This window comes from Vitiosangium sp. GDMCC 1.1324, assembly GCF_003044305.1.
In the GTDB taxonomy this organism is placed as follows: domain Bacteria; phylum Myxococcota; class Myxococcia; order Myxococcales; family Myxococcaceae; genus Archangium.
Map to the genome: position 1 here is coordinate 172,514 of NZ_PZOX01000012.1, position 18,306 is coordinate 190,819.

Below are 18,306 nucleotides of genomic sequence, written 5' to 3' on the forward strand. Positions count from 1 at the left end.
TCTTCTGTTCTATCCGCCTGAGAGACGACAGGTGTCGTGTGGAGTAGGGCGGGAGGACACGCGCATGGTCGTCATCGTGATGGGAGTTTCAGGGTCGGGGAAGACGACGGTGGGCAAGCGGCTCGCGGAGGTGCTCGGGTGGCGCTTCGTGGACGCGGATGACGTCCACCCACCCGGGAACATCGCGAAGATGACCGCGGGAATTCCGCTCACGGACGAGGACCGGGCGCCCTGGCTGGCGCGGCTGAGGGACGTGGTCCAGCGCGCGCTGGAGTCCGGGGAGAGCCTGATGCTGGCGTGCTCGGCGCTGAAGCGGCCCTACCGGGAGCTGTTGACGGTGGACCCACGGCAGGTGCGGTGGGTGTACCTGCATGCGCCTCGCGAGCTCATCGCCGAGCGGCTGAAGCAGCGGCGGGGCCACTACATGCCGTCCACGCTGCTCGACAGCCAGCTCGCGGCGCTGGAGGCGCCTGAGGACGCCCTGTCGGTGGACGTCTCGGCGGACCCGGATGCGGTGGTGGACACCGTCCTCCGGGGGCTGGGACTTCAGAGGCCGGCCTGATGGAGCGCGGGCCACACGAAGGGCGGCACCGGCCAGCGCTCCCGCAGGCGTGACTCCAGCGACTCCAGGGTCCGGGCGAGCCCCGGGAAGCCATCGGTGGAAGCGAGCAGGGCGTGGCAGCGCGCGAGGTGGTGCAGGAGGGCGGCGCGTTCCGAGAGGCCCGGAGCCCACTCCCGGTCTTCCTCCAGCACGCGCGGGGGCAGCCACTGGAAGAGGTTCACCGTGCGCGCCAGCGCCACCGTGGCGCGGGCCAGGGCCCACTGCGAGTCCACCTGGGCCGCCTCGCACTGGGACGAGAGGGTGATGCGGTAGGTGATGTCGGCGCGGGAGACGAGCTCGTCCGGGAAGGGCACGGTGACGAGCCACATCAGCGCGTCGTACAGCGCGTGACGCATGCCCGCGTACTCGAAGTCGAGCAGGCGCGGGCCACCCGGGGCGAAGAGGACGTTGCCCGGCGCCAGGTCTCCGTGCGTGAAGGTGAGGAAGGGCCCCGGGTCGGCCAGCGTGCGGGCCACGGTCTCGAGGTCCTCGTGCAGGCCGGGAGCCGCCGCCACGCCCACCTCCGAGAGCCAGCGCAGGAGCCGCCCCTCGTGCTCGAGCAGGAAGCGCGCGTTCTCCACGCGGATCCGCTGGTGCCGGGGAGGCAGCGCCTGGCGGACGAGGTCGTACTCGGATTGGAGGCCCATCGTCCGCGCATGGAGCTGTCCGGTGAGCCGCGCGGTGGCGAGCAGCCCTCCGGCGGCCGCGCGTGCGTCGTCTCCGCGCAGCAGCTCCTCCAGCGAGCGCCCCCGTCCCAGGTCCTCCAGGACGAAGAGGCGCGCGTCCACGTTGCCCGCGAGGAAGCGGGGGCCCAATTCCGGCGCGCGGCGGGTGACGAACTCCGCACCTGCCCAGTCGTCGAGCCCGCATACCGGCTCGTCCCGGAAGTGCTTGAGGATGACGCCCGGCACCGGGCCGCCCCGCACCTGGGCGCGCACCACCACGCTGCGCGTCTGCGTCTTGAGGAGCTCGGGCGCGCTGAGCAACACCGGACGGCCCCAGGCCGCCGACAGTGCACGTGCTCCCTGGGCCAGGAGGGGGGCGAGGTCCGGCGCGCTCAGGACCGGCGCTCCACCGTCGCGCCCAGCCGCTCGAGCAGCTCGCGGTACCAGGTGAAGGCACGCTCGGTGCGTCCTGGCAGGGCCTTCGTCCCCCACAGCACGGTGAAGGTATGACGCGTGTCGCCCTGCGTCTTGGTGCGCTGCGCGTCCTTCACCGCGTTGGCGCAGGGGCCCTCCGCGTCGAAGAGGCACAGCAGGCCTTCCAGGTCGATGGTCTGCCCGGAGGCGTTGAAGACATACGAAGCCCCCGCAGGCGCGATGCCGATGCGCAGGGGGAGCTTGGCCCGGCCCAGGTCCACCACGCTGATGGGCAGCCCGCTGTGCAGGGACACCGCGTTGCACACGTCCACCGCGGCGTTGATGGTGCCGAGCGAGCCATCCCCCGCGGCCCGCACCAGGTACTCCGAGGCCGGCTTGCCCCGGCCCGTGGGCTTGTAGCCGCCGTGGCGCAGCAAGTCCCTTACCGCGCCGCGCACGGCATCATCTGCGCTCAGGGGCGCCGGCGCATCCGGCTTCAGCAGCGCCACCAGCCACTCGGGCGAGGGCGAGGCGGACAGGGGCGAGGGAAAGGTGGCCTCGAAAGCCACCACGTCCAGCAGCGGATGCGGATCAACGGTGAGCACGGCGCCTTTCTACTCGAAGAGACGGCTGGCCATGCGTGCCATCTTCTTCGCCTTCTCCGTGTACGGCGGGAAGAAGGTGTTCAGCAGGAAGAGGGGGCCCTGACGCAGCACGGCGCGCTCGTGGCTGAAGGTCCGGAAGCCGTACTCCCCGTGGTAGTTGCCCACACCGCTCTCGCCAATGCCGCCGAAGGGCAGCTCCGCGTTGCTCAGGTGCACCACCGTCGTGTTCACGCACGTGCCGCCCGCGGACGTCTCCTCCAGCAGCCGCTCCACCGCCGCGCGGTCATGGCTGAAGATGTACATGGCCAGGGGCTTGGTGCCCGCGCGGATGTGCCGCACCGCCTCGTCCAGACGCTCGTAGCGCAGCACCGGCAGCACCGGGCCGAAGATCTCCTCCTCCATGATGGGCGAGTCCGGCTTCACGTCCGCGAGCACCGTGGGCGCGATGTAGCGGCTGGCCGCGTCCACCGTGCCCCCCACCGCCACGCGCACCCCGCTGGCCACCGAGCGCTCCAGCAGCCGGTTCACCCGGGTGAACTGCGCGTCATCCACCATGCGGCAGAAGTCCGGGTTGGCCTTCCGCGCCTCCTCGGTCTTTCCGTAGAAGTGCTCGATCGTCTCTCGCATCCTCGCGAGGAACTCCTCCTCCTTCGCGGCGGGCACGAGCACGTAGTCCGGCGCCACGCACGTCTGGCCGCCATTGAGGAACTTGCCGAAGGCGATGCGCTCGGCGGTCGCCTTGATGTCCGCCGTCGAGTCCACCACGGCGGGCGACTTGCCCCCCAGCTCCAGCGTCACCCCGGCCAGGTGCTTCGCCGCCGCCTCCATCACCTTGCGCCCCACCCTCGGGCCGCCGGTGAAGAAGAAGTGGTCGAAGGGCAGCTCCAAGAGCGCCTGGCTCTCCTCCGCGCCGCCCAGCACCACCGTCACCTCGGACGGATCGAACACGTCGCGAACCAGCTGCGCCATGAAGGCGGACGAGTGCGGCGTCTTCTCGCTGGGCTTGAGCACCACGCAGTTGCCCGCCGCCACCGCCGCCACCAGCGGGGAGATGGTCAGCTGGAAGGGGTAGTTCCACGGCGAGATGATGAGCACCACGCCCTTGGGCTCGTAGCGCACCTGGCTGCGCGTGCCGGCGAGCAGCACGGGCGCGCCCACCTTGCGCGGCTTCATCCACCGGCCCAGGTGCTTGATGGCGTGGTCGAGCTCCATCAGCACCAGCAGCATCTCGCTGCTCTCCACCTCGGCCGCCGGCTTGCGGAAGTCCGCGTGGATGGCCTGGTAGAGCGCCTCACGCCGCTCGATGATGGTGGTGCGCAGCTTGCGCAGCCGCTCGATGCGCTCCCTCGCGCTCGTCCGCGCCATGTCCCAGCGCCGGGCCCGCAGGCGCTCGAACGTCTCCTGGAAGGGGTTCTTCCGAGCCTGTTCATCCATGCTCACCACGCGCATCGGTCGTCTCCTCGGGTTTCCGTTACTCGTCTTCGGTTCGTGCCGTTCCCAGGCTCTACGTCATCCTCTAGCGGGCCAGCTTGGGCACGGCGATGGGAATGTTCACGGCTCGTCAGCGGGCCTCGAGCCCGCGCAGGAGGCCGCCGAGCGCCTCCGTCAGCTCGCGGGTGAAGTCCACCCGCAGGAGATTGAGGTGCGGGGCGGCCGCGTGGACCTCGCGGGCCACGGGCGCCAGGTCCGCCATCTGCCGCAGGCCCACCACCAGAGCGTGGATGTGCAGGAAGAGGCGCGCGCCCTCGCCAGGCTTCAGGAAGGGCAACCGCTTCTCCAGCAGCGCGCCGGCCCGCACCACCGCCTCCAGCAGCCGCTCCTTGAAGCCGCGCACCTGCTCCACGGTGACGTTCTGCTCCAGCACCGTCTGCAGCCGCGCCAGCAGGCGGGTGAGCATCACCTCGCCCTCCAGCGACTCCGCCACCGTGCGCGCCACCCTCGCCCCCGTCCACCGGCCCTCGCCGCGCGTCAGCGTCTCCTCCAGCCGCGCGAACCACGCGAAGAGCTGCTCCTCCAGCAGCGCCAGGAAGAGCGCCTCCTTGGTGGGGAAGTAGATGAACACCGTCCCCTTGGCCAGCTCCGCCCTCTCCGCCACGTCCGCCATCTTCACCTCGTCGTACGAGGTGCTCCGGTACAGCTCCAACGCCGCGTCCAGCAGCTGGCGCCGCCGCGCCTCCTTGTCCTCCTCCTTGCGCGCCCGCTGCGGCAACACTCGCTTCGTGTTGTTGCTGACCATGGGTCATCAATTAAGGAGGGCTCGAATTCCCTGTCAAGTGACCCCAGGTCAGCTCTGGCGGCCAGTGGGAAGCTCGCGACAATCCGGCTGGTGTGCGAGTATGTAGGCATGCGGCCCATCCAAGCGGAGTTGCTCGACGGCGGCGCGCTGTACCGGGAGGTGGTGCTCGGCAAGCTGGCGCATGCGCGCGAGTCGGTGTGGATCTCCACGGCGAACGTGAAGGCCATGTACGTGGAGCAGGCGGGGCGCTTCGTGCCGGTGCTGGAGGTGTTGGACGGCCTGGCGGCGCGAGGGGTGGCGTTGAGGCTGCTGCACGCGGAGCTGCCGAGCCGGCCGTTCCGGGCGGAGTTCGACAAGCGCTCGCGGCTGGTGAAGGGAGGGCTGGAGCTGAAGGTGTGCCCGCGGGTGCACTTCAAGACGGTGCTGGTGGACGGGGCGTGGGCCTATCTGGGCAGCGCCAACCTCACCGGAGCGGGGTTGGGGGCCAAGGGCGAGGACGCGCGCAACTTCGAGATGGGCTTCGTCACCGAGGACTTCGACGTCATCGACCGGGTGACGGCGCTCTACGAGTCGGTGTGGAGCGGGGCCGAGTGCCGGGGCTGCCGGCTGCGCTCGGTGTGCCCGGATCCGATCTTGCCCGCGGGCGTGGACTCGAAGAAGAAGGGGCCGCCGGGTGGCATCCGCCTGGGCAAGGCGCGGCGTCTGGTGCGCCGCCGCACGGAGAAAGCACGATGAAGCTCTACTACAGCCAGCACACCCGGGGTCACCGTCCCCGCTGGGTGCTCGAGGAACTGGGCATCCCGTACGAGCTGCACCGGTTGGACCTGCGCAAGGGCGAGCACAAGTCGCCCGAGTACCAGCGGATCCACCCGCTGGGCCTGGTGCCCGCGCTGGAGGACGAGGGCCGGGTGCTGGTGGAGTCCGGGGCCATCTGCCTGCACCTGGCGGACAAGTACCCGGAGAAGACGCTGGCTCCGGCGCCCGGCACTCCGGAGCGGGGTGAGTACTACCAGTGGGTGATGTTCGCCCTGGTGACGCTCGAGCCATCCCTCTCGACCTTCGCGTCGCACACGCGCTTCCTGCCCGAGGCCGAGCGTCAGCCCGTGCTGGCCGAGCGCGCGAAGCAGCAGTTCCTGCCCGCGCTGCGCATGGTGGAGCAGCGGATTTCGGGCCGCGAGTACATCGTCGGCAATGCCTTCTCCGTGGCGGACGTGCTCCTCTCCGGGGCGCTCTCCTGGGGGACATTGCTGGGCTTGTTCGCTGATTTCCCCGGGCTGCAGGCGTACACGCAGCGCCTGATGGAGCGACCCGCAGCGAAGCGCGCCTATGCGGACTAGGACACGCCTGTCCATTGTCCTCGGGATACCGGGGGGCCGGTACAGACCCCATGAGTGGAATGTTACAGTCGACTTCCGATGACGGCGGATTCCTCCGGGCCGAAGGCCCTGCGTCGGGTGAAGAGGAAGAACTACTTCGTCTGCGCGGCCATCCTCGCGGGGGGAGTCGTCGTCCAGGGCGTGGTGTCGGATGACATTGGCTCGGCGTTCCTCCTCGTGCAGCTCGGGTGGAGCGTGGGGTTCGTGGTGCTCGGGCTCATGGTGGGAGCGGGGTGGATTGCCGTGAAGTCGTCGGGGTTCGGGTCCGGGCTCGTCAGCCTCGTGGGAGTGACGGCGCTCATCCACCTCACGGGAGGGCCGTACAGTCCCTTCTTTCCGCTCCTCATCGGCCTGCCGCTGGCCCTCGCCATGTTCACCCCGGACACGCGGACGCCCACGATTGTCATCACCGGAGGAATGCTGGGCGCGGTGGTGATGCTGGATGGGATGGCTGGCATGCCGCTGCGCAGGATGCTGTTGCAGGTGTCGGGCTTCGGTGTGCTCGGGGGCGTGGCCATCGTCGGGTCGCAGACGTACCAGCGCATGCGGGGCGCGGAGCGGTCGGCGCAGCAGGAGCGGCTGGAGGCGCTGGAGCGGCTCGCGGAGAGCGAGCGTCTGCGGATGCGCGCCGAGCGCGAGCGCACGGAGGTGGAGCGGCTGGTGATGGTGGGGCAGCTCGCCGCCGGGGTGGCCCATGAGGTGAACAACCCGCTGGCCTTCGTGAAGTCCAACCTGTGCTTCATCGAGGACGAGCTGAAGCGGGAGAGCACGACGCAGGACCGGGCGGAGCTGTACGACGTGCTCGCGGAGACGCAGCAGGGCGTGCTGCGCATCCAGCAGATCGTCTCGGACCTGCGGCGCTTCTCCCGCGAGGGAGATGAGAGTGGTGAGCAGGGAAGGCCGGAGGACGCCATGCACGAGGCGAAGCGGCTGGCCTCGGTGCGTCTGCGCGGCCTGGGCGAGGCATCGCTGGACATCGCCCCGGGGCTCCCGGCGGTGCGGTTGGGACAGCGGCACCTGGTGCAGGTGTTGCTGAACCTGCTGTTGAACGCGGTGGACGCGGTGGAGACGGCGGTGCCCGCGCGCCGGGCCCTCATCTGGGTGAGGGCGCAGACGGTGGACGGCAAGGTTCAGCTGGAGGTGGAGGACAACGGCCCGGGGATTCCTCCGGACGTGTTGCCGAAGCTCTTCGAGCCCTTCTTCACCACCAAGCCGCCGGGGAAGGGGACCGGGCTGGGGCTCGCCCTGTGCCGCGAGTACGTCTCGCGCGCCGGGGGCACGCTCCATGCCGAGAATCGCCCCGAGGGCGGAGCCCGCTTCGTGCTCGTGCTGCCAGCGGTGCCGAAGCCCGCCTCGGCGGCGGCCTGAGGCGCGGAGCTAGGGCGTCTTGCGGTGGCGGGCCCGCCAGGCACTGGGGGACTCACCCGTCATCTTGCGGAACAGGCTGCTGAAGTGCTGGAGCGATGCGCACCCCACCTCCACGGCCACGGCCGTGAGCTTGGCGTCGCTCTCCAGCAGGAGCGCCTGCGCGGTGCGCACCTGCACCGTGTTGAGCTCCGTCTGGAAGGAGGTTCCGATGTCTCGCAGGCGGCGCTGGAGCGTGCGCTCGGACATGCCCAGGTCCCGGGCCACGTCCGCGAGGTTGGCTTCCACCAACCGGGTGCGCAACACCCGGTGCAGCTCGTTCAAGAGCGGCGTCTGCCCCATGAGCTGCGTCACCAGGTCGTTCAGCTCGTTCATGAGGGCGCGGGACTCGTCCTCGGGACGGCCCAGCCAGGTGAGCGCCTCGAGCGGATCCGCGAAGGCCCGGGTGGGGTAGCTGGAGCTGACGAGGCTGTAGAAGCCGCCCACCACCGCGCCTGCCATGCCCTCGGGCCGCACCAGCGCCTGGCGCTTCACCGTCTGCGCGAAGCCGGAGATGCGCGGCATCATGTACTTCACCAGGACGGACAGGCCGTTGGCGTCCGGAGCTTCCACCCGGCGTGCGTCCACCAGCGACACATGGGGGACGGCAGGCGCCAGCTCCACGTCCAGCACCTGCGTGAGCCGCTGAATCTGCGCCTCACCCGGCCTGCCCCAGACGGTGAACCCGCACACCTCGGGTGAGGCGTACCAGTGGAGGAAGCTCTCCCCCGTCAGGTAGCGGCCGATGGGGTCTCGGAGGTAGTCGTCGAGTCCTTCTGCGGAGCGCACGGCGCGGCAGCATAGCTCCGGATGAGCCGCGCCACCCAGGACGGATGGATGGGGGCCAGCGGAGTCTGGAGGGTGGGCGAGACGAGTCCCTCGGTGGCCAGGCGTGCCGTCAGGGCCGGCAGCTCCCGCCAGGGGGCCTGGGGCCGCAGGTGGTGGGCCTGGTGGTAGCCCGCGTTGAAGCACAGGAGGTTGTACAGGGTGGAGGTGGAGGTGACGCCCAGGGCCTCCTTCCGGGTGGCGTCCGTCTCGTGGTGGGCGGCGAGGTTGAGCAGGTGGATGGACATCTGCCCCAGGAGCATCATCCCCAGGTAGGAGAGGGCCAGCCAGGGCCGCCACAGGGCCAGGGCCACCAGGGTGCCCTCCAGCAGGATGAAGTCGAGCACCAGCTCCGTGCGCTGGCCCTTCTTCTGGCCGGCGACCTTCCAGACCTTGGCCAGCAGCGAGTAGGGCCAGAGCCAGGGCGTGAGGGTGGAGCGCACCAGGTACGTCAGCGCGTGCTCGCCGGGACGGCGCCGCCCCCAGTCGCCCTCTCCATCATTGTATCTGTGATGGTTGAAGTGGTGGATGTGGTAGCCGCGGTAGGCGAAGCCACACGCCAGGCCGAGGGTGCGTGACACCAGCCAGCGCAGGGCTCGCGGCCGGGCGATGGGCACGTGCATGTGGTCGTGGAGCACGGCGTAGTTCCAGAACAGGAGCACGAAGCCGAGCACCAGCATGGCGGCGCGTCCCAGCATGGGCAGGGCATCCCAGCTCAGCAGCAGAGCGGGAGCCCACGCCCACCAGAGGGCGTGGACGGCGAGATGAGAGACATCGAGCGCGGGAGGAGTGGAGAAGGGTCGTGTCATGCCGCGTCGATGTACGGACGCACGATGGGCGCCGCTTCATCGCGGGCGCCAATCGGTTGCATCAATGCGAAGACGCGAGCCTTTCCCGCCCTCGTGCGCGAGCGCGAGATGGGGAGTTCCCGAGAGACAGGACAACCATAGCGAGCAGACGAGGGAGGCCCCCGCCGGGTGCTCGCATGGCGGCCGTACCGGGGCTCAGTCCTCGCGGCGGAGCGTGGCGGCGACCATCGATAGGGCGCGCAGTTGCGTGGCGTTGAGCTTGCGCACGTGGCGCATCAACCGCCTCATCTGCGGCTCTTCGGGTTCGGAAGGCTCGGGTGGCTCGACCCAGGTGGGGGGCTGCGCCGAGCCGAGCGCCAGCAGCGCATCCGCGGGCAGGCGCAGCGCCACGCACAACCGGCGCAGCGTGGGGACGCTCGGCATCAACAGTCCGCGCTCCAATCGTCCATAGACCTCCGTGGCAACACCGATGCGCTCGGCCACGTCCGCCTGGGTCAGCCTCGCGTGCTGCCGTGCCTCGCGCGCCGCATCTCCCAGCGCCTTGGACAGTTTCTGTTTCGCCTCGCGTTTTCCCCGTGGCGGGGCGTCCTTGCCGCGCGTCGCGCGCCGGGACGTGGAGGACTGCTCGGGGGGGGCTGGAAAAGTAGTCTTCGACGCCATGGATCCTCTCGGCTCCGTCCTGACTCCGTGGGTTATATGACTTCTGGAGTAATGTGTCAGCGGATAACTTTTCGAGTTGGTTCCGAGTCGACACCCCACCCGGGCTCCGTCATGGGCTGGAGGCGGCTCGTGCTGCGCGGGAGAGGGGAAAGAGAGAGGCATCACGGAGAGGCGGGTGCCTCCCACGTCCAATGCCCACACCCGTGTGGTCTGCCGCGGTGTCACCAGCACCGCGCTCATGCACGAGTCACCCGGGTACCTGCCCGGATGGCCCGCCGTGCTTCATCTTACCTTTCAGCTTGAGTCTGAGCGCCCCACCTGTCAAGTCACGCACCGTCGAATGACTGAGGAGGGGGGCTGCGATTCCGGCCTGGCACCCACCCGCGCGGCCCGGCGTCGCGCTTCGTGCGGGCATGGGGTGGCGATCGCTCGGAGGCCCGAGAAATCGGCCCCGGCGCGATTGTCAACCCCCGAGGTGGGACGATGCGGAAAAGTCCCAACCATTTCAGGGGTTTACCTCTCATGAAGGTCTGACATATGGTGACGCGCTCCCGGGGGTTCCCGGGTACCGGAGTCCCCGCGTTCCCAGGTGCGGAGGGCTTCTGGCGTGCCCCGGTAGGGAGGGCTGTTCAGGCCGTGAGCGACGAGCGTCCGGACGCGCTGCTCAAAAGCGCACTCGAAAAGATCGTCTACTTCGAGGCTCGTGCCGAGCAGCTCCATCACGAGCTGACGTCCACGCACGAGGAGATGGAGCACCTCAAGCGCGAGCTGTCCCAGTCGGAGGAGCGCGAGCTGGCGCTGCGCCGCGAGGTGGCGGAGCTGGAGGTCCGCCTGGGCCGCCTGAGCGCCGACCGCGACGAGCTCACCCGCCTCAACCAGGCCCTTCGCACCGAGCGCAGCCAGCTGCTCGGCAAGTTGCTGGAGGCCAGCCGCATCCGCGCCTCGGACCGGCCCGAGCGCGAGGAGGACGATGAGGACGGCCTGGGCATCGACCTGGCCTCGTTCATTTCCCAGCTGCGCAGCGAGGCGCTCGGGCGTCCGGCCGAGGCCGTGTCGGTGCCCGCGCAGTCCGCTCCCGCATACCCCTGGCCCGCGCAGTCCGAGCCCGAGCCGGCTCCCGCGCTCGCGGTGGTGGCGGCCTCCGCGGCCGCGACCCCTGTCTCGCCCGTGGTGCAGCACGCCCAGCGCCTCTACCTGGAAGGGCGTCTGGCGGTGAGCCCCGGGCAGATGGCGGAGCTCTCCGGGGGCAACGACGAGTCGCTCTTCGGCTTCTCCGTGCGCGAGCTGTCGGCGCCGGATGCCACCTCGCGCGTGCGCGCCGCCGAGCGCCTCAAGGCCCTGGGCCAGTCCGCCGCCGCCCCCGCCCTGGCCACCGCGCTGCACGCGGAGAAGGATGCTTCCGTCCAGGTGGCCCTGCTGGCCGCCTTCGCCGAGGTGGGCAAGGAGCAGGGGGCCTCGGTGGTGTCGCCCCTGCTGGCCTCCTCCGTCCCCGAGGTCCGCATCGCCGCCCTCAAGGCCCTGCTGGCCCTGGCTCCCCAGGAGGCCGCGCCCCACCTCGCCCAGGCCGTGAAGGACCCCGACCGCTCCGTGCGCCGCCGCGCCTCGCTCCTGGCGCTCGGCCTGGAGGGGGAGAACGCGCGCCGTCTGGGCGAGGAGGCCATCCACGACCCGGACGCCGAGGTGCGCAGCCTCGCCGCCCTCGCTCTGGGGGCCGGCAGCGGAGAGAACGCTCGTTCGCTTTTGCTCGAGGCTCTGAAGGACCCGGAGGTGCGCGTGCGCCGCTCGGCCGCGCAGAGCCTCTCGCGCATCCTCGGCCAGGACGTCTCCGCCGTGGTGGACATGGACGAGGGCCGCCGCCGCCGCGAAATCCGCCGGCTCGCCGCGCTCCCCGTCCAGCCCGTGCGCGCCTCGCTCGCCCCGAAGCCCCCTCCGCCCGTGCGTCTCGTCGAGCCCGCTCCCGTGGCCGCGCCTGCTCCGGTGGCCGCGCCCGCCCCGGTGGCCTCCGTCCGGGCTCCGGCTCCGGCCGCTCCGTCCGGGCCTTCCGCGCGCCCCGTGCCCGCTTCGCCCACCGTCCACCGTGCGCCGGCTCCGGCCGTGAACGCCGCTCCGGTGCGCAGCGCGGCCCAGGCTGTCCGGATTGCCGCCACCCCCGCGGCCGCACCGCGTCCCTCCGCGCGTCAGGCCGCTTCCTCCCCGGTGGAGGCCCTGTGTGGGCCCTTGATGTCGGAGATTCGCGCGGCCATCCGGGGCCGCTCGCTTGGGGAGCTGACTTCCGGTATCTCCGCGTCCGCCGAGCTGGCCGAGGAGGCGCTCGCCCTGCTGGTGGCCAGGGGGGCGATCATACGGAGGGGACACAAATACTTCGCCGCTTGAGGCAAGGTATGTCCCCCGGGGATTCGACGAAGGGTTCTTCATGGACGCGCCGACGTACAGCTCCAAGCAGGTGGCCGAGATGCTCGGCCTGCCACCAAAGTCCATCGCCTCGGCGCTGAAGCAGGACAGCTACACGGGGACCGAGGTGTGGGCCCTGCGCGCGCAGCTCGGCGCTTACCCGCCGTCGCTCGGCCGCCGCAAGCAGCTCTTCCTCAACTTCAAGGGCGGCACGGGCAAGACGTCCCTCTCCACCTCCTACGCCTGGCGCCTGGCGGAGCTGGGCTACAACGTCCTCATCGTGGACCTCGACAGCCAGGGCCACGCCACCAAGTGCCTGGGCTTCGAGGGCGAGGACTTCGACAAGACGCTCCTCAACGTCCTGGTGCGCAAGGCGCCCATGGCCGAGGTCATCCAGAAGTCCTCCCTGCCCAACCTGCACTTCGTCCCCTCCAACCTCACCATGTCCACGGTGGACCTGGCGCTGATGCCCATGGCGGGCCGCGAGTTCAAGCTGCGCAACGCCCTCAAGGACGTGGAGTCCCAGTACGACGTCATCGTCTTCGACGCGCCTCCCTCCTTCGGCCTGCTCAACCTCAACGCGCTGATGGCGGCCAACGACCTGTTCGTCCCGGTGCTGGCCGACTTCCTCTCCTTCCACGGCCTCAAGCTGCTCTTCGAGACGGTGCAGAGCCTGGAGGAGGACCTCAACCACGTGCTGGACCACGTCTTCATCGTGGTCAACTCCTTCAACGCCACCTTCAAGCTGGCGAAGGAGGCGCTCGAGGCCCTCCAGACGCACTACCCGGAGTACCTGCTGCCCACCATCATCCGGCAGTGCACCAAGTTCGCGCAGGCCTCCAGCGAGGGCCGGCCCGTCTTCGTGGCGGACCCCGGCTCCAAGGGGGCCACCGACATCGAGGCCCTCATCCAGAACGTGCTTCCGCGCTTGCGGGCGGGCTCGGCTCCCGGTAGCGATAGCGGTTCGCAGCAGGCCGGTTGACGTCCACCCCTCCTCCTCCGCTTTCAGGCTCGCCCATGAAGAAGGCCTTCGAACAGAACGTGTCCCGCGCCAAGCCGCGCCTCCGTCTGGGAGCATTCACCGGCGTCGTCGACCCCGCCGCCCCCGAGGAGACCCAGGAGCCCGAGCAGGTCCAGGCTCCCGAGCCCGAGCAGCTCGCGGCCCCCGAGCCCACCCGGGCCCCCGAGCTGCCCTCCGTCACCAACGACCTGTCCACCGAGGTCCGTGCCCGCATCGAGCGCGCCCGCGCCCCGCGCCCCACCGCCTCCGAGGTGATTGACGCCGCCCTTCGCGCGCAGGCGCACCCGGAGCCGCACGCCGTGGAGATGGCCGCGCCCGTGGCCCAGGCCTCCGTCACGACGGTGGCCCGCGTGGAGGCTCCCGAGCACGAGGTGGAGGTGCAGACGCCGGCCCCGCCGCCCCGCGAGGACGTGGACACGCACGCGCGCCGCGAGCGGCTCAAGGAGCGCCTCAAGGCGGTGCGCGAGAACCCGCGTCCCGAGCCCCTGCCCGCCAGCGTCGCCGAGGCCGGAATGCGCGCGGTGGAGCGCATCTCCGCGCTGCAGAGCGAGCTCACCAAGGTGAAGGCGCTCAACCTCTCGCTCACGCAGGACCTGGAGGTGTCCCGGCGCCAGGCGGAGAAGGCCACCGAGGAGGCCCGCCTGCGCATGGACGAGGCCCGCAGGCTCGCCACCGAGATGGAGGGCCGCGTGAAGCTGCTGGCCGACCTCGAGCGCGAGCTGGCCGCGCTGGAGGGCGAGCGCGACGAGGCCCTGCTCTCCCTCCAGGAGGCGCGTCAGGCCATGCAGGCCCAAGCCCAGGAGCGCACCACGCTCGAGGCCGCCGTCGCCGAGGCCAAGAAGGCGCTCGCCGACAGCCTCTCCGAGGAGGAGCGGCTCGCCAGCGAGCTGGAGTCCGCCAAGGACGAGGCCGCCGTGCTTCGCCGCGCCGTGGATACGCTCCAGGGTGAGCGGGACGTGCTGGCCCAGCAGGTGGCCTCGCTCACCGCCGAGCGCGCCGAGCTGCTCGAGGCCCGCAAGGCGCTCGAGGCCGTGCACCGCGCTCTCAGTCAGGCCGTGGCGCGCTGACATCCTCCCACTTCGGCCCCGGGAGTGTGTCCCCGGGGCTGTGGCCGCGAAGTGAGTGGCCGGGTCTTTTTCCCGTCATCAGGGCCGGACCTGCACGAAGGACCACTCACATGAAGCGCAAATTTCTTCTCGTCGCCCCCCTGCTCCTCGCCGCCTGCGGTGGCGGTAGCTCGCTCAGCCTCGACATCAACAGCGATGACGCGGCCGAGAACACCTCGCTCTCCACTGTCCGCGCACTCGGCGAGTCCGTGGACCTCACCACGGTGAAGTCGGTCAAGGTGACCGTGAGTGAAATCTGGGTGCACGTGGAGGGCCAGGAGGCCCAGGACGACGTCGAGGGCTCGAAGGTGGACGACTCCGACAAGAAGTGGCAGCAGGTGTCCTCCACGGAGACGGCCATCGACCTCATGACGGTGCGCAACCAGGCGACGAAGCCGCTCGGCGACATCACCGTGCCCGAGGGGAAGATCACCCAGATTCGCCTCAAGCTGAAGGGCACCGCCGCGGAGGGCAGTGACAAGTACCGCATCGCGGGCGCCGTGGAGGAGACCAATGGCACCGTGTGCGATCTCATCGTCCCCAAGAGCGCCATCAACCCGGGCGTGAAGATCGAGGGCGTCTACAAGGCCATGAAGATCGAGGCCGGTGGCAAGCACCACGCCATCATCAGCCTGAAGCTCAAGGACTCGGAGAAGCTGGCCGACGGTGGCGCCACCTGCGCGTACCGGCTCAACCCGGTGCTGAAGGTGAAGAAGTTCGAGATCGAGGACAAGTCGGGCGACGACAAGGGCGACGACAGCAAGAAGTAGCCGCGCGCTCCCTCGCCGTACTTTCGTGAGCCCGCCTGGGTCCTGGTGACCCGGCGGGCTTTTTCACGTCTGGCAGCCGGTGCGCACACCCCATACGGACCGCAGATGGAAATGCGGGCAACACACGTCATGCCGTCAGCGTCCGACGTCGACGCCTGGTTTCGGTATTTCAGCCCGGTTGCACTTTGAGTGTGGCCCTTCATCCCCAGCATGCCTCATGCATCGCGAGTCAGCCCGGGCTGGTAGGGTCGCCCGGTAGAGACACGTTCAACTGCTAGCATCGCTGCGCCGGGGAATTCGGCTCCAGCAAGGGCTGGAGGCTTTGCCCATCCAGGTCGTCCATCCAGCGCCCTGTTATTGCATTTCGCAGAGGGGGGAGTTCCCATGAATCGCCTGTTGTCTTTGCACGCCTCCTCACCCGAGGTGACGTTGGAGCCTCTTTGGGAGAGCCGCCTGGGGCGCATCATCGGGACGGACGGCGAAGGCCGGCCGGTGGTGGATTTCGAAGGCAATCCGGTGGGCCCTCGCGTGGCGCGCAAGGCCGTGCGGTTGGACGCTGTGGGACTTCAGGCCGCGATCGAGACGCGTCAGCCGGTGGAGCTCCGCTTCGAGGATGGAGACCCGCGGCACCCCATCATCATGGCCCTTCTGCCCGTCGCTCCGAGGGACGCCCAGCCGAATGCGTTGCAGGCTGCGCTGGAGGAGGCCGCCGAGTCACGCGCTCGCGTCATCCAGGGCCAGGACGGACTCGCCCTGCGCTGTGGAGAGGCATCCGTCACCCTGCTGCGCAACGGGAAGGTCTCCCTGAAGGGGACGTCCGTCGAAACGACGGCCGAGGGCACACTCCGCCTCAAGGGCATGTCCGTCCAGGTCCACACGCCGGGTGTGCAGGCCGCCTCGGCATACGAGGAGGAAGCCCGGCCTTGGGAGGCAGGATGCCTCCTCCCGGGAGAAGACGCAGCGGACGTCTAGCTTATCCAGAGTCAGGAGCGTCTCACCCTGCGGTGCGGCCGCGCGAGTCTGACGCTGCTGCGCAGTGGACGCATTCTCCTCAAGGGGACGTACGTGGAGACGTGCGCCGAGGGCGTCATTCGCCTCCGGGGCGGCTGGGTTCAAATCAACTTAAAACTCGTTTCAAAAATGGACCAGAGAGGGCGGGTAACATGCCCTGCCTGCTCAGGGCCCATCGCGTAAGTGGCGCTCCAGCTCCCGGTAGAGGATGAGGCAGCAGCCGAGACGGAGAAGCGCGAGGTGCATTTGAGCGCTTCGCTCCTCGCGCACCCGCAGGCGTTTCATCTTGTGAAGCCACCCCAAGGAGCGCTCCACCACCCAGCGATGACGCCCCAGCCGCTCCTTCGACTCGATACCCCTGCGTGCGATGCGGGGGATGATGTGGCGCCGGCGCATGTTGCGTCGGACATCGGGGTAGTCGTACCCCTTGTCGCCATGTCCTTTTGCTGGACGCCTCCTGGGCCTGCCGCGTGGTCCTTTGATGGGGAGGATGGCGTCGAGGAGCGGCAGCGCCTTGCGCTTGTCGTGCACGTTGGCCGCCGACAGCAAGACCGCCAGTGGCAGTCCCTCACGGTCTACGACCAGGTGGTGCTTGCTGCCCGCTTTCCCTCTATCTGTTGGATTCGGGCCCGTCTGTTCCCCCCTTTTTCGGCCCGCACGCTGCTGGAGTCGAACACGGCCCGGCTCCAGTCGATGAGCCCTTGTTGGCCCAGCTCGTTGAGCAACTCCCGTTGTAGCTTCTCGAACACCCCCGCTCGACTCCACTGGCGCAGCCTTCGCCAGCACGTTGCCCCACTGCACCCGAACACCTCGGCTGGCAGGTCGCGCCAGGCGATACCCGTCTTGAGCACGAAGATGATGCCCCGCAGGCACGCCCGGTCATCTCGAGGAGGACGACCTCTCCCTCTCCAATGTCGGTGTCGTGGCAGGAGTGGAGCCACCCGCTTCCACAACTCGTCCGGGACCAGTTCGCGCTTCATGCCTCGCGAAGGTGCTCACCGGAAACGTAGTAGGCATCCCCCTCACCTCCGAGGTTCATTTCTGAAACGAGCTGAGCAGGTAGGTCATGTCACCTGCCTGCCCTGGTCCATTTTTGAAACGAGTTTTAAGGGGGCGGCGTCATGGTGTTGGTGGACGTGCTGGAGGAGTACCTGGACGAGGCGGCCTTCCGGTGGGTGCAGTGGGAAAGGGCCCTGGTGGCACCGGACTTCACGCTGGCGGAGACGGCGGAGCGCGAGGAAAGGCTGCTGGCGCACCTGGAGGGGCTGGAGGACGAGGACGCGCTCGACACCGTGGTGCGCCCGGCCTTCGACTCAGAGGAGGCGTCACGTATTTCGGCCGCGGCCCACGCGCTGCTGGCGCTGGGGGAGGTGGAGGAGGTGCTGGTGCGGCTGCGAGGGGCGGAAGCGCCGGCCCGTGCCGCCATTCTCCGGGCGTTGGAGGTGAGTGAGGCACCGGGCCTGGGCGCACGCCTCCTGGAGTTGCTGAAGCTGGAGGACTCGGCCCCGCAGGCCGGAGTGCTGGAGGCACTGGCCTTCCGCCAGGAGGCGCCTGCCGAGGTGCTGGCGCGCTTCTTCAGACATGACGAGCAGCGGGCGCGGGTAGCGGCCCTGCGCGGGGCGGTGCCGCTGCCGGAGGAGGTGGTGCGCAGGTATTTGCCCTCGCTGCTGGACTCGGCGCACTCCGGCATTCGTGCGGCGGCCATGGAGGCGGGACTGGCCTCCGGAGTGCGTCTGGCCTGGGAGGCCTGCCGCAAGGCGGTGCAGTCGCCCGGCGCGTATGCCCGGGAAGCCATGGTGCTGCTGGCCCTGGGCGGCGATGAGGCGGAGGCATCTCTCCTGGTGGACTGGCTGGAGTCTGCCGAGTTGCGTGCGGACGCCCTCTGGGCCCTGGGCTTCAGCGGCCGGGTGGCGGCCATGGAGTCCTGCGTGAAGTATCTCGAGGTGCCCGAGGTGGCGCGGCTGGCGGGAGAGGCCTTCGCGGCCATGACGGGCCTGCGGCTGGAGGGCGCCCATGCCCTGCCTCCAGGCGAGCGGCCCGAAGGCGCTCCTCCTCCACCCGAGGAGCAGGAGAGTCTGGACGCCGACCTGGTGCCCCGGCCGGAGGACGACCTGCCCTGGCCGCACGTGGCCGCGGTGAGGGCCTGGTGGGCGCAGAACCAGACGCGCTTCGCGAAGGGCACGCGCTACCTCATGGGCCAGCCCTTCAGTGGCCCGGTGCTGCTGGAGGCCCTGGAAACCAGTCCCATGCGGCGCCGGCACGTACTCGCGCGGGAGTTGGCCATTCGGACCCGGGGCCAGCACAACATTCCCACCCGCGCCTTCACCCACCGCCAACGTGAAGCCCTCGCCCGGGCCCGAGCCACCGCCGCCCTCGTCCGTGGCACGCCCCTGGTCTCCACCCTGCGCTGAC

Annotated in this window: 18 protein-coding genes; 10 read left to right on the plus strand and 8 right to left on the minus strand. The window is 69.8% G+C overall.

Annotated features, from left to right (window positions below; genetic code table 11):
• The first annotated feature begins 64 nt into the window (after positions 1–64).
• The gene (locus DAT35_RS31275; RefSeq protein WP_108071825.1) at positions 65–562 is read left to right on the plus strand and encodes a gluconokinase; all 498 of its coding nucleotides are present in this window, start codon (positions 65–67) and stop codon (positions 560–562) included.
• On the opposite strand, the gene DAT35_RS31280 is transcribed toward DAT35_RS31275, so the two are convergent.
• From DAT35_RS31280 to DAT35_RS31295, 4 genes are all read right to left on the minus strand, one after another.
• Complete coding sequence (locus tag DAT35_RS31280) at positions 547–1,590, minus strand: phosphotransferase family protein (protein ID WP_158501967.1); 1,044 nt, start codon at positions 1,588–1,590, stop codon at positions 547–549. The two genes, DAT35_RS31275 and DAT35_RS31280, sit on opposite strands and share 16 nt — an antisense overlap.
• 68 nt (positions 1,591–1,658) lie before the next feature.
• Positions 1,659–2,285: a hypothetical protein gene (locus tag DAT35_RS31285; protein WP_108071829.1), complete on the minus strand. Its 627-nt coding sequence runs from the start codon at positions 2,283–2,285 to the stop codon at positions 1,659–1,661.
• 9 nt (positions 2,286–2,294) lie between these two features.
• Positions 2,295–3,734 (minus strand): aldehyde dehydrogenase family protein, encoded by a 1,440-nt coding sequence (locus DAT35_RS31290; RefSeq protein ID WP_108071831.1) that lies wholly within the window; start codon positions 3,732–3,734, stop codon positions 2,295–2,297.
• Positions 3,735–3,846: 112 nt separating this feature from the next.
• A complete protein-coding gene (locus tag DAT35_RS31295; RefSeq protein ID WP_108071833.1) occupies positions 3,847–4,521 on the minus strand; it encodes a TetR/AcrR family transcriptional regulator in 675 nt (224 codons plus the stop codon).
• Between the two features lie 108 nt (positions 4,522–4,629).
• Here DAT35_RS31295 and DAT35_RS31300 point away from each other — a divergent pair, with 108 nt between their 5' ends.
• From DAT35_RS31300 to DAT35_RS31310, 3 genes are all read left to right on the plus strand, one after another.
• Positions 4,630–5,256 (plus strand): phospholipase D-like domain-containing protein, encoded by a 627-nt coding sequence (locus tag DAT35_RS31300; protein WP_108071835.1) that lies wholly within the window; start codon positions 4,630–4,632, stop codon positions 5,254–5,256.
• The gene (locus DAT35_RS31305; protein WP_108071837.1) at positions 5,253–5,858 is read left to right on the plus strand and encodes a glutathione S-transferase family protein; all 606 of its coding nucleotides are present in this window, start codon (positions 5,253–5,255) and stop codon (positions 5,856–5,858) included. Before DAT35_RS31300 ends, DAT35_RS31305 begins: the two co-directional genes overlap by 4 nt.
• A 78-nt stretch (positions 5,859–5,936) precedes the next feature.
• Complete coding sequence (locus tag DAT35_RS31310) at positions 5,937–7,265, plus strand: sensor histidine kinase (RefSeq protein WP_108071839.1); 1,329 nt, start codon at positions 5,937–5,939, stop codon at positions 7,263–7,265.
• 9 nt (positions 7,266–7,274) lie between these two features.
• On the opposite strand, the gene DAT35_RS31315 is transcribed toward DAT35_RS31310, so the two are convergent.
• From DAT35_RS31315 to DAT35_RS31325, 3 genes are all read right to left on the minus strand, one after another.
• Positions 7,275–7,952, minus strand: a complete 678-nt coding sequence (locus tag DAT35_RS31315) for an AraC family transcriptional regulator (protein ID WP_108072172.1) — start codon at positions 7,950–7,952, stop codon at positions 7,275–7,277.
• A gap of 80 nt (positions 7,953–8,032) precedes the next feature.
• On the minus strand, positions 8,033–8,935 hold the full coding sequence (locus DAT35_RS31320; RefSeq protein ID WP_108071841.1) for a fatty acid desaturase: 903 nt from the start codon (positions 8,933–8,935) through the stop codon (positions 8,033–8,035).
• Positions 8,936–9,130: 195 nt separating this feature from the next.
• A complete protein-coding gene (locus DAT35_RS31325; protein ID WP_108071843.1) occupies positions 9,131–9,595 on the minus strand; it encodes a helix-turn-helix domain-containing protein in 465 nt (154 codons plus the stop codon).
• Positions 9,596–10,231: 636 nt separating this feature from the next.
• Between DAT35_RS31325 and DAT35_RS31330 the strand changes: the two genes are divergently transcribed.
• From DAT35_RS31330 to DAT35_RS31350, 5 genes are all read left to right on the plus strand, one after another.
• Entirely contained in the window at positions 10,232–11,968 is a 1,737-nt protein-coding gene (locus tag DAT35_RS31330) for a HEAT repeat domain-containing protein (protein WP_199243052.1), read from the plus strand.
• A 40-nt stretch (positions 11,969–12,008) separates the two neighbouring features.
• Positions 12,009–12,968 carry a ParA family protein gene (locus tag DAT35_RS31335; RefSeq protein ID WP_108071848.1) on the plus strand — a complete coding sequence of 320 codons (960 nt, stop codon included), beginning with the start codon at positions 12,009–12,011 and terminating at the stop codon, positions 12,966–12,968.
• Between the two features lie 35 nt (positions 12,969–13,003).
• Complete coding sequence (locus DAT35_RS31340; RefSeq protein ID WP_108071850.1) at positions 13,004–14,074, plus strand: extensin-like protein; 1,071 nt, start codon at positions 13,004–13,006, stop codon at positions 14,072–14,074.
• A 110-nt stretch (positions 14,075–14,184) separates the two neighbouring features.
• Complete coding sequence (locus tag DAT35_RS31345) at positions 14,185–14,883, plus strand: DUF4382 domain-containing protein (protein ID WP_108071852.1); 699 nt, start codon at positions 14,185–14,187, stop codon at positions 14,881–14,883.
• A 384-nt stretch (positions 14,884–15,267) separates the two neighbouring features.
• The gene (locus DAT35_RS31350; protein WP_108071854.1) at positions 15,268–15,855 is read left to right on the plus strand and encodes a DUF6484 domain-containing protein; all 588 of its coding nucleotides are present in this window, start codon (positions 15,268–15,270) and stop codon (positions 15,853–15,855) included.
• Between the two features lie 204 nt (positions 15,856–16,059).
• On the opposite strand, the gene DAT35_RS31355 is transcribed toward DAT35_RS31350, so the two are convergent.
• Positions 16,060–16,874, minus strand: a protein-coding gene (locus DAT35_RS31355; protein ID WP_199243053.1) for an IS5 family transposase whose coding sequence is annotated in 2 segments (ribosomal slippage) — positions 16,060–16,532 and positions 16,532–16,874 — 816 coding nt in all. Because the reading frame shifts where the segments join, the coding sequence is not laid out codon by codon here.
• Between the two features lie 141 nt (positions 16,875–17,015).
• Between DAT35_RS31355 and DAT35_RS31360 the strand changes: the two genes are divergently transcribed.
• On the plus strand, positions 17,016–18,305 hold the full coding sequence (locus DAT35_RS31360; RefSeq protein WP_108071858.1) for a TIGR02270 family protein: 1,290 nt from the start codon (positions 17,016–17,018) through the stop codon (positions 18,303–18,305).
• Position 18,306 lies beyond the last annotated feature (1 nt).

Excerpts from the sequence above, each read along its gene's own strand:
- DAT35_RS31275 (WP_108071825.1), top strand. The coding sequence starts at position 65 with ATGGTCGTCATCGTGATGGGAGTTTCAGGGTCGGGGAAGACGACGGTG.
- DAT35_RS31290 (WP_108071831.1), bottom strand. The coding sequence starts at position 3,734 with ATGCGCGTGGTGAGCATGGATGAACAGGCTCGGAAGAACCCCTTCCAG.
- DAT35_RS31295 (WP_108071833.1), bottom strand. The coding sequence starts at position 4,521 with ATGGTCAGCAACAACACGAAGCGAGTGTTGCCGCAGCGGGCGCGCAAG.
- DAT35_RS31300 (WP_108071835.1), top strand. The coding sequence starts at position 4,630 with ATGCGGCCCATCCAAGCGGAGTTGCTCGACGGCGGCGCGCTGTACCGG.
- DAT35_RS31305 (WP_108071837.1), top strand. The coding sequence starts at position 5,253 with ATGAAGCTCTACTACAGCCAGCACACCCGGGGTCACCGTCCCCGCTGG.
- DAT35_RS31310 (WP_108071839.1), top strand. The coding sequence starts at position 5,937 with ATGACGGCGGATTCCTCCGGGCCGAAGGCCCTGCGTCGGGTGAAGAGG.
- DAT35_RS31320 (WP_108071841.1), bottom strand. The coding sequence starts at position 8,935 with ATGACACGACCCTTCTCCACTCCTCCCGCGCTCGATGTCTCTCATCTC.
- DAT35_RS31325 (WP_108071843.1), bottom strand. The coding sequence starts at position 9,595 with ATGGCGTCGAAGACTACTTTTCCAGCCCCCCCCGAGCAGTCCTCCACG.
- DAT35_RS31335 (WP_108071848.1), top strand. The coding sequence starts at position 12,009 with ATGGACGCGCCGACGTACAGCTCCAAGCAGGTGGCCGAGATGCTCGGC.
- DAT35_RS31340 (WP_108071850.1), top strand. The coding sequence starts at position 13,004 with ATGAAGAAGGCCTTCGAACAGAACGTGTCCCGCGCCAAGCCGCGCCTC.
- DAT35_RS31345 (WP_108071852.1), top strand. The coding sequence starts at position 14,185 with ATGAAGCGCAAATTTCTTCTCGTCGCCCCCCTGCTCCTCGCCGCCTGC.
- DAT35_RS31350 (WP_108071854.1), top strand. The coding sequence starts at position 15,268 with ATGAATCGCCTGTTGTCTTTGCACGCCTCCTCACCCGAGGTGACGTTG.
- DAT35_RS31360 (WP_108071858.1), top strand. The coding sequence starts at position 17,016 with ATGGTGTTGGTGGACGTGCTGGAGGAGTACCTGGACGAGGCGGCCTTC.